Genomic DNA, 14464 nt, shown 5'->3' on the forward strand with positions numbered 1-14464 from the left:
CCACCTTGCGCGTGCGGCTGGTGCCGGTGCGTCAGGCGACTTCAACCGCCGATTGTGCGCTGTGCGCGCCCCGGGTCCGTGCGCGCTGCACGCCCGACACGATCGCCTTCAGCGAGGCCGAGATCACGTTGGCATCGATGCCGACGCCGAACAGGGTCTGCGACTCGTCGACGCGCAGTTCGAGGTAGGCCACCGACTTGGCATCGGCGCCCGCGCCGATGGCGTGCTGGTGGTAGTCCATGACCCGCACCGTGTGGCCGGTGGCCTGGCTCAGCGCCTGCGTGAAGGCGTCGATCGGGCCGTTGCCGCGGCCTTCGATGGCACGCGTTTCACCGTCCCAGGGCAGGTCGCCGCGCAGCACCACCGTGGCCTCGGCGCCCTCGCCTTCTTCCTGGATCACGCGGTGCTGCAAGGCCTTGGCCGTCTCGATGCCGTATTCGTTCACGAAGATCTGCCAGAGGTCGGCGGCGGTGAGTTCCTTGCCGCCCACGTCCATCACGCGCTGCACGACCTGCATGAACTCCATCTGCAGGCGACGCGGCATCTCGAGGCCGTATTCGCTCTCGAGCAGGTAGGCCATGCCGCCCTTGCCCGACTGGCTGTTCACGCGGATCACGGCTTCGTAGCTGCGGCCCACGTCCTTCGGATCGATGGGGAGGTACGGGATGTCCCAGATGTCGCCGTCCTTGCGCGCGGCGAAGGCCTTCTTGATCGCGTCCTGGTGCGAGCCCGAGAACGAGGTGTAGACGAGGTCGCCCACATACGGATGGCGCGGGTGTACGGGAATCTGGTTGCAGTGCTCGACCGTGGCGCGGATCTCGTCGATGTTCGAGAAATCAAGCTCGGGCGAAACGCCCTGCGTGTAGAGGTTGAGCGCAACGTTCACGAGGTCGAGGTTGCCGGTGCGCTCGCCGTTGCCAAAGAGGCAGCCTTCGATGCGCTCGGCGCCCGCCATCAAGGCCAGTTCGCCGGCTGCCGTGCCGGTGCCGCGGTCGTTGTGCGGATGCACGCACAACACGATCGAATCGCGACGCTCGAGGTTGCGATGCATCCACTCGATCATGTCCGCGAAGATGTTCGGCGTGGAATGCTCGACCGTCGTGGGCAGGTTGACGATGCACTTGCGCTCGGGCGTCGGCGCCCACACCGCGGTGACCGCATCGACCACGCGCTTGGAGAACACGACGTCGGTGCCCGAGAACATTTCGGGCGAGTACTGGAAGGTCCACTGCGTGGCCGGCTGCCTGGCGGCGAAGTCATTGAACATGCGCGCATGGCTGCTCGCGAGTTCGACGATCTGGTCTTCGTCCATGCCGAGTACCACGCGACGCATCACCGGAGCCACTGCGTTGTAGAGGTGCACGATGGCGCGCGGCGCGCCTTGCAGTGCTTCGAAGGTGCGTTCGATGAGATGGTCGCGCGCTTGCGTGAGCACCTGGATCGTCACGTCGTCGGGAATGCGGTCTTCTTCGATGAGCTTGCGCACGAAGTCGAATTCGACCTGCGACGCCGAGGGAAAGCCGACTTCGATTTCCTTGAAGCCGATGGCCACGAGCGTCTCGAACATGCGCATCTTGCGCGGGATGTCCATGGGCTCGACCAGCGCCTGGTTGCCATCACGCAGGTCCGTCGACAGCCAGATCGGGGCCTTGGTCAGCACGGCGTCGGGCCAGGTGCGGTCCTTGAGGCCGATCGGGGCGAATGCGCGGTACTTAGCTTGAGGTTGCTTCAACATGTCGATTTCTCTGTGATGGTTGGAACTCAACCAGCAACCCCAAAAGACAAACGGCCCGTTGCTGGTGCGAACGGGCCGTGATGAGGGATTAGCGCGTGCGCTACCGTCTCCGCCCGTGAGGGAGGGCTAGTAGGGCCAGCAGCGAAATCTTGGTCATGAGGGTTGCGAATGTAGCACAGCCTTTGCGAGCCTGTGAAGGCCCGGACTTCAGTTGTGCAGCCCCCGCTCGTCGGGCTCTTCGGTCGAGGTGCTGATCACGCTCACCGGCTGGCCCTTGGCCTTGCGCCACGCGTACACCACGTAGCCGCTCAAACCGTAGGCCACGAACACGCCGAACAGCACCGTCGGCGGATGGATGTTGATGACCGCGATGCCCAGCGCGATCAGCACGATCACGACGAAGGGCACGCTCTTCTTCATCTGGACGTCCTTGAAGCTGTAGAACGGCGCGTTGGTGACCATCGAGAGTCCGGCATAGAGCGTGAACGCGAAAGTGATCCACGTGATCTGCGTCCACGAGAGATACAGCACCTCGCCGCCGCGCTTGCCCCACTCGGTCATGAGCCAGATGAAGCCGGCCACGAGTGCTGCGGCCGCCGGCGACGGCAACCCCTGGAACCAGCGCTTGTCGACCACGCCGGTGTTGACGTTGAAGCGCGCAAGCCGCAATGCCGCGCAGGCGCAGTACACGAAGGCGGCGATCCAGCCCCAGCGCCCCAGTCCCTTGAGCGACCATTCGTAGGCGATGAGCGCCGGCGCGGCGCCGAACGACACCATGTCGGACAGCGAGTCCATCTGCTCGCCGAATGCGCTCTGCGTGTTGGTCATGCGCGCGACGCGGCCATCGAGGCTGTCGAGGATCATCGCGGCGAACACGCCGAGCGCGGCGAGGTCGAAGCGCGCGTTCATGGCCATCACGACCGAGTAGAAGCCGCCGAACAACGCCGCCAGCGTGAACAGGTTCGGCAGGATGTAAATGCCCTTGCGACGCTTGCGCGGCTGCACATCGTCGGGGAGCGTGTCGTCATGCATTGAAATGGCCTCCGTCCCTCGTGGGAACCGCCCGGTCAGCCATCCATTCGATGGCTTCTTGGTCTGTGAATCGCATGTTTCGCAGTGTAGTTCAGGGGGCCCGTGGGCTCCCCTTCAAACAAAAGGGCCACCGCGATGGGTGGCCCTCTGAAACAGGTCTGAAACAGGGTGCCGAAACACCCTGCTGGCTCTTGCCTCTGAAGATCAGTTGCGGGTCTGGTCGACCAGCTTGTTCTTCTTGATCCAGGGCATCATCGCGCGCAGCTTTTCGCCGACGACTTCGATCTGATGCTCGGCGTTCAGGCGACGGCGGCTGATCAGCACCGGCTGGCCGGCAGCGGCTTCGAGCACGAAGCTCTTGGCATATTCGCCGGTCTGGATGTCCTGCAGGACCTTCTTCATGGCCTTCTTGGTCTCGTCGTTCACGATGCGCGGGCCCGTGACGTACTCGCCGTATTCAGCGTTGTTCGAGATCGAGTAGTTCATGTTGGCGATGCCGCCTTCATAGATCAGGTCGACGATCAGCTTCAGCTCGTGCAGGCATTCGAAGTACGCCATTTCGGGCGCATAGCCGGCTTCCACCAGCGTTTCGAAACCGGCCTTGATCAGCTCGACCGTACCGCCGCACAGAACCGCCTGTTCGCCGAACAGGTCGGTCTCGGTTTCTTCGCGGAAGTTGGTCTCGATGATGCCGGCCTTGCCGCCGCCGTTGGCGGTGGCATAGCTCAGCGCGAGGTCACGCGCCTTGCCGCTCTTGTCCTGGTGCACCGCGATCAGGTGCGGCACGCCGCCACCTTGCGTGTACGTGCCGCGCACGGTGTGGCCCGGGGCCTTGGGAGCGACCATCCACACGTCGAGGTCGGCGCGCGGCTGCACGAAACCGTAGTGCACGTTGAAGCCGTGCGCGAAGACGAGCGAAGCGCCTTCCTTGATGTTCGGAGCCACGTCGTTCTTGTAGACGGCGGCGATCTGCTCGTCGGGCAGCAGGATCATGACGACGTCGGCCGACTTCACGGCGTCAGCGACTTCAGCGACCTGCAGGCCAGCCTTGCCGACCTTGTCCCACGAAGCGCCGCCCTTGCGCAGGCCGACCACGACCTTGACGCCGCTGTCGTTCAGGTTCTGCGCGTGTGCGTGACCTTGCGAGCCGTAGCCGATGATGGCAACCGTCTTGCCCTTGATGAGGCTGAGGTCCGCGTCCTTGTCGTAATAAACCTTCATGATGTTCTCCAGATAGATATGCGAGTTGCAGTGTGTTGTTGTGCCGTTCGTCCTGAGCCTGTCGAAGGGCTCAATGCAGTCCCCGCTCGCGCGGAGGCTTCGACAAGCTCAGCCCGAACGGGCAGCGACTGAGCTCCGAATCATGGTGTCAGACCCGCAGGATGCGTTCGCCGCGTCCGATGCCGCTGGCGCCGGTGCGAACCGTCTCCAGAATGGCACTGCGGTCGATCGCCTCAAGAAACGCGTCGTTCTTGCCGTGATCGCCGGTGAGCTCGATGGTGTAGCTCTTGTCGGTCACGTCGATGATGCGGCCGCGGAAGATTTCCGCCATGCGCATCATTTCCTCGCGTTCCTTGCCCACTGCACGCACCTTCACCATCATGAGCTCGCGCTCGGTGTAGGCGCCTTCGGTCAGGTCGACCACCTTCACGACCTCGATGAGGCGGTTCAGGTGCTTGGTGATCTGCTCGATTACGTCGTCCGAGCCGTTGGTGACGATGGTCATGCGCGAGAGGCTTGCGTCCTCGGTCGGCGCCACGGTCAGCGATTCGATGTTGTAGCCACGGGCCGAGAACAGGCCCACCACGCGGGAAAGAGCACCCGGCTCGTTTTCCAGCAGCACTGCAATGATGTGTTTCATGTTGGCGTGACTCCTCTTTTCGCCGCCCTCCCCCGCGCACGGTAATGCGCGGGCTTGGCGGGCAATAGATTCGTCAATAAAAGTTGAGCGAACGAACGTTCCGGATCAGAGATCTTCGGAACCCAGCAGCATCTCGGTGATGCCCATGCCGGCCTTCACCATCGGGAACACGTTCTCGGTGGGATCGGTACGGAAATCCATGAAGACCGTGCGGTCCTTGAGCTTGCGCGCCTCACGCAGCGCGGGCTCCACGTCTTGTGGACGCTCGATCAGCATGCCGACGTGGCCATAAGCCTCGGCGAGCTTCACGAAGTTGGGCAACGCGTCCATGTAGCTGTGGCTGTAGCGACCGGAGTATTCGATCTCTTGCCACTGGCGCACCATGCCCAGGTAGCGGTTGTTGAGCGAGCAGATCTTGATCGGCGTGTTGTATTGCAGGCAGGTGGAGAGTTCCTGGATGCACATCTGCACCGAGCCTTCGCCGGTGATGGTGAACACTTCCGAATCGGGCTTCGCGAGCTTGATGCCCATGGCATAGGGAATGCCCACGCCCATGGTGCCCAGGCCACCCGAATTGATCCAGCGACGCGGCTCGTCGAAGCGGTAGTACTGAGCAGCCCACATCTGGTGCTGACCGACGTCCGACGTGATGTACGTGTCGGCGTCCTTGGTCATGTTCCAGAGGGTTTCGACCACGAACTGCGGCTTGATCACGTCCTTGTTGTCGCGGTCGTACTTGAGGCAGTCGCGCGAGCGCCAGCTCTCGATGGTCTTCCACCAGTCGGCCAGCGCGCCAGCGTCGGGCTTGGCGGTGCTCTCGCGGATCATCGAGATCAGTTCGGTGAGCACGTCCTTCACGTCGCCAACGATCGGAATGTCGACCTTCACGCGCTTGGAAATGCTCGACGGGTCGATGTCGACGTGGATGATCTTGCGTTCGTTCTGCGCGAAGTGCTTCGGATTGCCGATCACGCGGTCATCGAAGCGCGCGCCGACGGCCAGCAGCACGTCGCAGTTCTGCATCGCGTTGTTGGCTTCGATGGTGCCGTGCATGCCCAGCATGCCGAGGAACTTGCGATCGCTCGCCGGGTAGGCACCCAGGCCCATCAGTGTGTTCGTGACCGGGTAGCCGAGCATGTCGACCAGCGTGCGCAGTTCGTTGCAGGCGTTGCCCAGGAGCACGCCGCCGCCGGTGTAGATATACGGGCGCTTGGCCGCGAGCAGCAGTTGCAGTGCCTTGCGGATCTGCCCGCCGTGGCCCTTGCGCACCGGGTTGTACGAGCGCATCTCGACCTTGTCGGGATAGCCGCTGTACGGGGTCTTCTTGAAGGACACGTCCTTCGGCACATCCACCACCACGGGGCCGGGACGGCCGCTGCGTGCGATGTGGAAGGCTTTCTTCATCGTCATGGCCAGATCCTTCGGATCCTTGACGAGGAAGTTGTGCTTGACGATGGGGCGGGTGATGCCGACCGTGTCGCATTCTTGGAAGGCGTCGAGGCCGATGGCGGCCGTCGGCACCTGGCCGGAAATGATCACCATCGGGATCGAGTCCATGTACGCCGTCGCGATGCCCGTGACCGCATTGGTCAGGCCGGGGCCGGAGGTGACCAGGGCCACGCCGACTTCGCCGGTGGCGCGCGCATAGCCGTCAGCTGCGTGGACGGCAGCCTGCTCGTGGCGCACCAGCACGTGCTGGATGGTGTCCTGCTTGTAGAACGCGTCGTAGATGTAGAGAACCGCGCCGCCCGGGTAGCCCCAGATGTACTGGACGCCTTCGGCCTGCAGTGCCTTGACCAGCACTTCAGCGCCCATGAGTTCTTGCGTGGTGTTGCCGGCGCCAGAGGACGCGGCTGCTGCGGAAGCGAGTTCCGCCTTCGAGATTTCCATGATCAACCTTTGTGTTTTTTCGGGAACGAAAAACCTTGGGTGCCCCTTGCCAGCCCTTGTGGGGCCGCGCCAGGACTTGAGGCCAAAGCCATGAGCGGACTGATGTTCCGCCGGACCGTGACCCGTTTGCCTTTTGACTTGCAACGCGGATTATGACACTACCGGCGCGTTCAGACTCGCTTCAGGTGCCCTGTCTTGGCACAAAGGCATAATCCGCGGCATAAAAACATGAGCGTTCGCCAAACATCCTCCCCACGCGGCGCGTCCCGCCGCCCCCTCTCATTTGGCTACTGAACACGAACTCTCCGACTTCCTGAAAAACGTCGAACGACGGGCCTTCAAGCGCTCGGTCTATCACGTGCGGGACGAAGAAGCGGCCCTGGACATCGTGCAGGACAGCATGATGAAGCTGGCCCAGCATTACGGCGACAAGCCTGCCGAGGAACTGCCGATGCTGTTCCAGCGCATCCTGTCGAACTGCACGCTCGACTGGTTCCGCCGCCAGAAGACCCGCCGCGCCCTTTTCTCCAACCTCAGCGACTTCGAACCGGCCGACAACGGCGAAGATTTCGATCTGCTGGAGAACTTTGTCTCGCCAACCGACTCCAGGGAATCGGAGAGCGCCGAAGACACCACCCGCCGCAGCCAGGTCTTTCACGAAATCGAAGAACAGATCGCGGCTTTGCCCGGCCGTCAACGCGAGGCTTTCCTGATGCGTTACTGGGAGGAAATGGACGTCGCAGAGACGGCCGCCGCAATGGGCTGCTCCGAGGGCAGCGTCAAAACCCATTGTTCGCGAGCTGTCCACGCTCTGAGCAAGGCGCTCAAGGCCAAGGGAATATCGCTATGAACACTAAGGTTCCAACCTCTCAATCCAGCGCAGCAGAAGACCGCTTCGGCCAACGGCTGGCGGCCCGGCTGTCGGACGCCAACCAGGCGTTGCCGCACGACATCAGCGAGCGTCTGCGCATTGCCCGTTCGCAGGCCGTGGCTGCGCGCAAGCAAGCGCCGCAGCTGCGCACGGCATCCGCCGCGGTCCAGTCTGGCCACACGGTCACGCTGGGCGGCAGCTGGTGGACGCGCATCGGTTCGGTGGTGCCCCTCATCGCCCTGGTGGCCGGCCTGATCACCATCAGCGTGTTTCAGGACGACGACCGCGCCAGCGAACTTGCCGACGTCGACTCGGCCCTGCTGACGGGCGACCTGCCGCCCGCCGCCTATACCGATCCGGGCTTCGCCCAATTCCTGAAGTCCGACAGCGCCTCCGACTGAACACCTTGCCCGACCGAATGCGACGCCGCTCCGTTTCCCGTGCGAAAACCCTGCTTCCGTTGCGCCCGCTTCCGGCGGGCGCCGTTGTTTGGGCGGGTGCGCTGGCAGCCGCCGCCTTCGGCCTGACGCTGGCCGATGCCCAGACGCTGTCCGAGGCCACCAAGCCCGCCGCGCATGCCGCAGCCACCAATGGCGCGGCAAGCCCCAAGGCCGTCGCGACGACCAAGCCCCTCTGGAGCGACCTGAGCACCGAACAGCAGCACGCCCTGAAGCCCCTGGCTTCGCACTGGAACACGCTGAACGTCGGCCAAAAGCGCAAATGGCTTGCCCTGTCGCGCAACTACGCGAACATGCCCGCCGACGACCAGGTCACCCTGCACAGCCGCATGATCGAGTGGGCGGCACTGAGCAACCAGCAGCGCGCCCAGGCCCGCCTGAACTTCGCCGAGGTCAAGCGGGTCCCCGCCGATGAGCGCCGGCTCAAATGGGAGCAATACCAGGCGCTGAGCGAAGAAGAAAAACGCAAGCTCGCCGAGCGCGCACCGCCCAAGCCGCGCGGCGCCGCCCTGCCGGTGCGCCCGGTTTCGTCGCAAAAACTGGTGCCGGTGCCGGCCGTCACGCCGCCGGGGCAGCACACGCCCCGCATCGTGCCGGCCACGCCCCCCACGCCCGTGCTGCCGTCGTCATCCATCGTGGTGAACTCGCCGGCAACGCCGCCTGCCGTCACGGAGCGCACCGCCACGCCGGCCAGCACCATCGCCGCTCCCGCTGCGTCTGCACCGGGCGGCCTCACGCCTCCGCCGGTGCCCGCTGAGGCCCAGGTGCCGGCGCCGTCCGCAGCGTCGGCGCCCACGGCCACGTCCTCCGCCCCCTGACCGAAGGTTTCGATGGTTTCCAGTTCGCCCGAGGCCTCGGGACCCGGCCAGTCCGCCTCGCCCTCCGCTTCCACGCCCAACGCCCCCGCTCCCGCAGTGCCCGGCCTGTGGCGGCGCATGGCCTGCTGGCTCTATGAAGGCATGCTGCTGTTCGCGGTCGTGTTCGTGTCCGGCTGGCTGTTCAGCACGCTGGGCCAGATGCGCGACGCCATGGACGAGCGACGTCACCTGCTCCAGGCGTTTCTCTTCGTGGTGTTCGGCGTCTACTTCGTCTGGTTCTGGGCCAAGGGCCAGACGCTGGCCATGAAGACCTGGAACATCCGCATCGTCGACCGCCGTGGCCAGCCCGTCACCCAGGGCCGCGCACTGGCGCGCTACCTGCTGAGCTGGGTCTGGTTCCTGCCGCCGCTCGCCGCCATTGCCCCGTTCAAGCTGTCGGGCGGCGAATCGACCGTCCTGATCTTCGGCTGGGTCGCTGTCTGGGCCCTGCTGGCCCGTTTTCACCCCGACCGCCAGTTCTGGCACGACGCCTGGGCCGGTACGCGGCTCATCACCTCCAAGCCGATGAGCCGCCAATGAGTGCCCTGCCCGACCCCGCCGTGAACCCGCAGAAGGCCCGCAAGGGCTTCGAACGCGTCTGGCATGCCACCCTGATCTCGCTGCACGGCCTGCGCGCCGGCTGGAGCGAGCCGGCGTTCCGCCAGGAAGCCATCCTGTCGATGCTCATGATCCCGGCCGCGTTCTGGCTGGGACGCAGCTGGGTCGAGGTGGCACTGCTCGCCGGCAGCGCCATCCTGGTGATGATCGTCGAGCTGCTCAACACGGCCGTCGAAGCCGCCATCGACCGCATCGGCCCCGAGTGGCACGACCTCTCCAAGCGCGCGAAGGACATGGGCAGCGCCGCCGTTCTGCTGTCGCTCACGCTGTGCGGTGGCATCTGGGCCGCGGCCCTGTGGCAACGCTTCGTGTCATGAGCGGGTCTGCCGCCTGCGGCATGATCGCAAGATGACTCCTGAATTTTCGATTTGCGTGTATTGCGGCTCGCGCCCCGGCGAGCGCCCCGAGTTTTCCCAGGCCGCCCAGGCCGTGGGCCACTGGATCGGCCAGAACGGCGGCCAGCTCGTCTACGGCGGCGGCCGCACCGGCCTGATGGGTACCGTGGCCGAGGCCACCCGGCTGGCCGGCGGCCGCGTCGTCGGCATCATTCCCAAGGCCCTGGTCGACAAGGAATTGGCCAACCCCCTGTGCGACGAGCTGCACGTGGTCGACACCATGCACGAGCGCAAGGCCATGATGGGCGAGCGCGCCGACGCCTTCCTCGCGATGGCGGGCGGCATCGGCACCTTTGAAGAACTGTTCGAGATCTGGACCTGGCGCCAGCTCGGCTACCACGACAAGCCGACCGGCATCCTCAACACCGCCGGTTATTACGACGGCCTGCTGGGCTTCCTGGCGCACAGCGTGCGCGAGGGTTTCATGGGCGAATGGCAGATGGATCTGGTCCGCACCGGCACCGACGTGCCCGAACTGCTGACCGCGCTGCGCGCCGAAGTCCCCCTGCACCCCCGCGACGACAAGCTGTCAGAGAACCTCTGACCCGAGAGCCCCAAAGGCAGCCTCCGGCCCCATTCCAGCGAACACCGAGGAACCGGCTTTGCCGGGCCTCTGGTGTTGCCCCCGGCAGGGGGTTGGCGAAGCGACACGAAGTGCGCGCAGCCTGGGGGCGAGCTCTAGACTGCGTTTTCGTTTTCTTCGCCGGTGCGGATGCGCACGATGCGCTCCACCTCGGTCACGAAGATCTTGCCGTCGCCGATCTTGCCCGTGCGCGCCGAGCTCACGATGGCTTCGATGCAGCGCTCGACGTCGCTCTCGTTGACGACCACTTCGACCTTCATCTTGGGCAGGAAGTCGACCACGTACTCGGCGCCGCGGTACAGCTCGGTGTGGCCCTTCTGGCGGCCGAAGCCCTTGACCTCTGTCACCGTGAGGCCGGTGACGCCCACTTCGGCCAGGGCTTCGCGCACGTCCTCGAGCTTGAAGGGTTTGACGATGGCGGTGATCTGCTTCATGGTTTTGGTGCTCCGGCGGTTTCGTTGAACTTGCTGGTGATAGGGTAACGCCAATCCTTGCCGAAGCTTCGGTGGGTGACCCGGATGCCTACGGGCGCCTGGCGCCGCTTGTATTCGTTGATCCTGATGAGCCGCGCAACCCGCTCGACCACCGCGCGGTCGTAGCCCGCGGCAATGATCTCGTCGATGCCTTCATCGTCCTGCATGTAGCGTGCCAGGATGCCGTCCAGCACGTCGTACGGCGGCAGGCTGTCCTGGTCGGTCTGGTCGGGGCGCAGTTCGGCGCTGGGGGGGCGCGTGATGATGCGCTCGGGAATCGGCGCCGCGCCGGTGCCGTACGGGTCGTGGGCGTTGCGCCAGCGCGCCAGCGCGAACACCGTGGTCTTCAGCAGGTCCTTGATGACCGCGAAGCCGCCCGCCATGTCGCCGTAGAGCGTGCAATAGCCGGTGGCCATCTCGCTCTTGTTGCCGGTGGTCAGCACGATCGCGCCGAACTTGTTCGACAGCCCCATGAGCAGCGTGCCGCGGATGCGGGCCTGGATGTTCTCTTCGGCCGTGTCTTCGGGCCGACCCTTGAACTCCCCGGCCAGCGCGGCCTTGAAGGACTCGAAGGTGTCCTTGATCGAAATCTCGTCGTAGCGCACGCCCAGCCGGCCCGCCATGTCGCGCGCATCGATCCAGCTGATGTCGGCCGTGTAGGGCGAGGGCATCATTACCGCGCGGACCTTGTCCTTGCCCAGCGCGTCGACCGCGATCGCGAGCACCAGCGCGGAGTCGATGCCGCCCGAGAGCCCAAGGATCGCGCCCGGAAAACCGTTCTTGCCGATGTAGTCGCGCACGCCGAGCACCAGGGCGTCCCACAGCTGCGCTTCGGCGTCTCGTGGCGCGGCGATGGCCGACGGATCGGCCACGACAGCGACGCCGCCCTGCGCTCCATGTGCGAGTTCCATGAAAACCAGCCGCTCGCGAAAGCTCTCGGCCTGCGCGGCCAGTGCACCGTCGGCCTGCAGCGCGAACGAGGCGCCGTCGAACACCACCTCGTCCTGCCCGCCCACCAGGTGGGCGTAGACCAGCGGCAGGCCCACGGCGCGTGCGCGGTCGGCCATGCGCGCCACGCGCTCGCCTTCCTTGCCCACGTGGTACGGGGAGGCGTTGATCACCGCCAGCACCTCGGCGCCGCCGGCGCGCGCCAGCTCGGCCGGCGCGTCGAACCAGGCGTCTTCGCAGATCAGCAGGCCGACCGACACGCCGCCCGCCTCGAACACGCAGGTGCCCTGCCCCGGCGTGAAGTAGCGGCGTTCGTCGAACACCTGGTAGTTCGGCAGCTCACGCTTGGCGTAGGTCTCGAGGATGCGGCCTTCCTTGATCACGCTGGCCGCGTTGTGGCGCAGCTGCACGGCCACAGATCGGCTGCGCAGGCTGCCGCCGCTGGGATGCCCCACCACCACGACCATGTCTTTGAGGTCGGCCAGCGCGGCGGCGATGCCTTTCACGGCATCATCACAGGCTTCGGTGAAGGCGGGACGGAGGAACAGGTCCTCCGCCGCATAGCCGGCAATCGAGAGTTCGGGTGTCAGCAGAAGGCGCGCGCCTTGCGCGTAGGCCTCGCGGGCGGCGCCGACGATCTTCTGCGCATTGCCGGCGAGGTCGCCCACCACAAAATTGAGTTGCGCGATGGCGAGCTTGAGCGTCATACAGAAGGAAGAAAAAGGCTTGAACGATTATGTCATTCGGGTTCTGGCGTCGCCGTCGGACATCGACCCGCAAGCCTGGAACACACTGCTCGCGGCGCAGCCCGAGCCCTCGCCCTTCATGCGCCACGAATACCTCGCGGCGATGCACGACAGCGGCAGCGCCTCGCCCGAGCGCGGATGGACACCGCAGTTCGTCACGCTGTGGCGCGGCGAGGTGCTCGAAGCCGCCTGCGCGCTCTATCTCAAGGACCATTCCTACGGCGAGTACGTGTTCGACTGGGCCTGGGCCAACGCCTACGAGCAGCACGGGCTCGCCTACTACCCGAAGGCCGTGGTGGCGGTGCCCTTCACGCCCGTGCCCGGCGCCCGTCTGCTGGCGCGCGACGCGCAAAGCCGCACGCTGCTGGTGCAGGGGCTGGTGGCCGTCTGCAAAGAACAGGAACTTTCGTCTCTGCATCTGCTGTTCGGTGCCGACGCCGACATCGCCGCGTGCACCGAAGCCGGGCTCATGCTGCGCCACACGGTGCAATTCCACTGGACGAACACAACCCCCTCGATTGGCACACAGGCCGGCTACGCCGACTTCGACGCCTTCCTCGCGAGCCTCTCGCACGACAAGCGCAAGAAGATCCGCCAGGAGCGCCGCAAGGTGGCCGACGCCGGCGTCAGCTTCCGCTGGTCGCGCGGCGCCGACATCGCGACCGCCGATTGGGATTTCTTCTACCGCTGCTATGAGCGCACCTACCGCGAGCACGGCAACCCGCCCTACCTTACGCGCGACTTCTTCCAGCGCATGGCCGGCACGCTGCCCGAGGCGTGGCTGCTGTTCGTCGCGGAACGCGACGGACGCCCCATCGCCACCAGCCTGATCGCGCTCTCCACCGACGAGGCCCAACCGCTGGTGGCCTACGGCCGCTACTGGGGGGCGCTGGAGCGCGTCGACTGCCTGCATTTCGAGGCCTGCTACTACCAGCCGATCGCCTGGTGCATCGCGCACGGCGCCGCGCGCTTCGAGGGCGGCGCGCAGGGCGAGCACAAGATGGCCCGCGCGCTGATGCCGGTGCGCACCACGAGCGCCCACTGGCTCGCGCACCCGTCGTTCGCGGACGCCGTCGAGCGCTTTCTCGAGCGCGAGGGCGCCGGCATCGAGAACTACATGGACCACCTCGGCGAGCGCAGTCCATTCAAGGCGACCTGAGCGGCGTGGGAGCGCCGGGGGCTGCTATAAACCCGCCCGGCACTCAAACAACCACACACAACACACAGGGAGCACCGATGCCATTCGTCGGACTGGGACTGCACATCCTCATCGCGCTGTATTTCGCCGTGCATGCCATGCGCCACGGCAAGCAGATGTACTGGCTCATCATCCTTTTCAGCTTTCCATTGCTCGGCAGCATCGTGTACTTCGTCGTCGAGTACCTGCCCGCCTCGCGCATGCAGCGCACCGCCGGCAAGGTCGCGAACGCGGCCATCGGTTTCATCGACCCCGAACGCGAATACCGCGCCGCCGCCGACGCCTACGACCTGGCACCCACGGCGCAGAACAAGCTGCGCCTGGCCAAGGCCGCCCTCGACCGCGGTCAGGCGGCCGATGCCGTCGGGCACTACCGCGACGCGCTGAAAGGCCCCTTCGCTTCCGACCCCGAGTTGCAGTTCGGCCTGGCCAGCGCCCTGGTCGCCGAAGGCAGCCCGGCCTCGGGCCGCGAAGCGCAGCTGGCGTTGCAGGCCCTGCGTGCCACGCGCGACGACTACCGCAAGGACGAGGTGGCCGTACTGAACGCCCGCGCGCTCGCCGCCGAGGGCCGCACGCCGGAAGCGCGCGAAGCCTTCGAGACTGCGCTGAACACCTACAACACCGTGGAAATACGTGCCCGCTACATCGCGTGGCTGGCCCAGCAGGGCGACACCGCCGGTGCGCAGCGCCTGTGGGGCGAGCTGCAGCAGGCGGCGCGCCACTGGAACTCGCATGCGCGAGGCATCAACCGCGAATGGATGCGGCTGGCCGGGGATGCGGTCCAGGGCTGACGGCCCGG

At 65.7% G+C, this 14464-nt stretch carries 15 protein-coding genes; 8 read left to right on the top strand and 7 right to left on the bottom strand.

Annotated features, from left to right (window positions below; genetic code table 11):
• Positions 1–31 precede the first annotated feature (31 nt).
• The 5 genes from leuA to RZE79_RS17120 all read right to left on the bottom strand — a co-directional run bounded on the left by leuA (position 32) and on the right by RZE79_RS17120 (position 6518).
• The gene (gene leuA / locus RZE79_RS17100) at positions 32–1735 is read right to left on the bottom strand and encodes a 2-isopropylmalate synthase (RefSeq protein WP_153283998.1); all 1704 of its coding nucleotides are present in this window, start codon (positions 1733–1735) and stop codon (positions 32–34) included.
• 207 nt (positions 1736–1942) lie between these two features.
• Entirely contained in the window at positions 1943–2767 is an 825-nt protein-coding gene (gene pssA, locus RZE79_RS17105; protein WP_153283997.1) for a CDP-diacylglycerol--serine O-phosphatidyltransferase, read from the bottom strand.
• 204 nt (positions 2768–2971) lie between these two features.
• Positions 2972–3988 carry a ketol-acid reductoisomerase gene (ilvC, locus tag RZE79_RS17110; RefSeq protein WP_153283996.1) on the bottom strand — a complete coding sequence of 339 codons (1017 nt, stop codon included), beginning with the start codon at positions 3986–3988 and terminating at the stop codon, positions 2972–2974.
• Between the two features lie 148 nt (positions 3989–4136).
• Positions 4137–4628 (bottom strand): acetolactate synthase small subunit, encoded by a 492-nt coding sequence (ilvN, locus tag RZE79_RS17115; RefSeq protein ID WP_099789850.1) that lies wholly within the window; start codon positions 4626–4628, stop codon positions 4137–4139.
• A 105-nt stretch (positions 4629–4733) separates the two neighbouring features.
• Positions 4734–6518 carry an acetolactate synthase 3 catalytic subunit gene (locus RZE79_RS17120; RefSeq protein WP_153283995.1) on the bottom strand — a complete coding sequence of 595 codons (1785 nt, stop codon included), beginning with the start codon at positions 6516–6518 and terminating at the stop codon, positions 4734–4736.
• Positions 6519–6801: 283 nt separating this feature from the next.
• Between RZE79_RS17120 and RZE79_RS17125 the strand changes: the two genes are divergently transcribed.
• Genes RZE79_RS17125 through RZE79_RS17150 form a run of 6 tightly spaced genes read left to right on the top strand, consistent with a single transcriptional unit; the run spans position 6802 to position 10261 of the window.
• Entirely contained in the window at positions 6802–7368 is a 567-nt protein-coding gene (locus RZE79_RS17125; protein WP_062478063.1) for an RNA polymerase sigma factor, read from the top strand.
• On the top strand, positions 7365–7790 hold the full coding sequence (locus RZE79_RS17130; RefSeq protein ID WP_319355549.1) for a DUF3619 family protein: 426 nt from the start codon (positions 7365–7367) through the stop codon (positions 7788–7790). Before RZE79_RS17125 ends, RZE79_RS17130 begins: the two co-directional genes overlap by 4 nt.
• Positions 7791–7849: 59 nt before the next feature.
• Positions 7850–8665 (top strand): DUF3106 domain-containing protein, encoded by an 816-nt coding sequence (locus RZE79_RS17135; protein ID WP_319355550.1) that lies wholly within the window; start codon positions 7850–7852, stop codon positions 8663–8665.
• A gap of 12 nt (positions 8666–8677) precedes the next feature.
• Positions 8678–9244 carry an RDD family protein gene (locus RZE79_RS17140; RefSeq protein ID WP_319355551.1) on the top strand — a complete coding sequence of 189 codons (567 nt, stop codon included), beginning with the start codon at positions 8678–8680 and terminating at the stop codon, positions 9242–9244.
• Complete coding sequence (locus RZE79_RS17145; RefSeq protein WP_062481435.1) at positions 9241–9639, top strand: diacylglycerol kinase; 399 nt, start codon at positions 9241–9243, stop codon at positions 9637–9639. The genes RZE79_RS17140 and RZE79_RS17145 overlap by 4 nt, the downstream gene beginning before the upstream one ends.
• A 31-nt stretch (positions 9640–9670) precedes the next feature.
• On the top strand, positions 9671–10261 hold the full coding sequence (locus tag RZE79_RS17150) for a TIGR00730 family Rossman fold protein (protein ID WP_153283992.1): 591 nt from the start codon (positions 9671–9673) through the stop codon (positions 10259–10261).
• A 134-nt stretch (positions 10262–10395) separates the two neighbouring features.
• Here RZE79_RS17150 and RZE79_RS17155 read toward each other — a convergent pair whose 3' ends face one another.
• Together RZE79_RS17155 and RZE79_RS17160 are read right to left on the bottom strand one after the other, a co-directional pair.
• Positions 10396–10734 (bottom strand): P-II family nitrogen regulator, encoded by a 339-nt coding sequence (locus RZE79_RS17155; protein ID WP_056580191.1) that lies wholly within the window; start codon positions 10732–10734, stop codon positions 10396–10398.
• Positions 10731–12428, bottom strand: coding sequence for an NAD+ synthase (locus RZE79_RS17160; protein ID WP_319355552.1), 1698 nt, complete (start codon positions 12426–12428; stop codon positions 10731–10733). The genes RZE79_RS17155 and RZE79_RS17160 overlap by 4 nt, the downstream gene beginning before the upstream one ends.
• A 19-nt stretch (positions 12429–12447) precedes the next feature.
• On the opposite strand from RZE79_RS17160, the gene RZE79_RS17165 reads away from it, so the two are divergent.
• Together RZE79_RS17165 and RZE79_RS17170 are read left to right on the top strand one after the other, a co-directional pair.
• Complete coding sequence (locus RZE79_RS17165; RefSeq protein WP_319355553.1) at positions 12448–13626, top strand: GNAT family N-acetyltransferase; 1179 nt, start codon at positions 12448–12450, stop codon at positions 13624–13626.
• 77 nt (positions 13627–13703) lie between these two features.
• Positions 13704–14456, top strand: a complete 753-nt coding sequence (locus RZE79_RS17170; RefSeq protein WP_319355554.1) for a hypothetical protein — start codon at positions 13704–13706, stop codon at positions 14454–14456.
• Positions 14457–14464 lie beyond the last annotated feature (8 nt).

Origin of the sequence: Variovorax sp. EBFNA2 (assembly GCF_033802765.1) — a bacterium.
GTDB classification, from domain to species: Bacteria; Pseudomonadota; Gammaproteobacteria; order Burkholderiales; family Burkholderiaceae_C; genus Variovorax; species Variovorax paradoxus_H.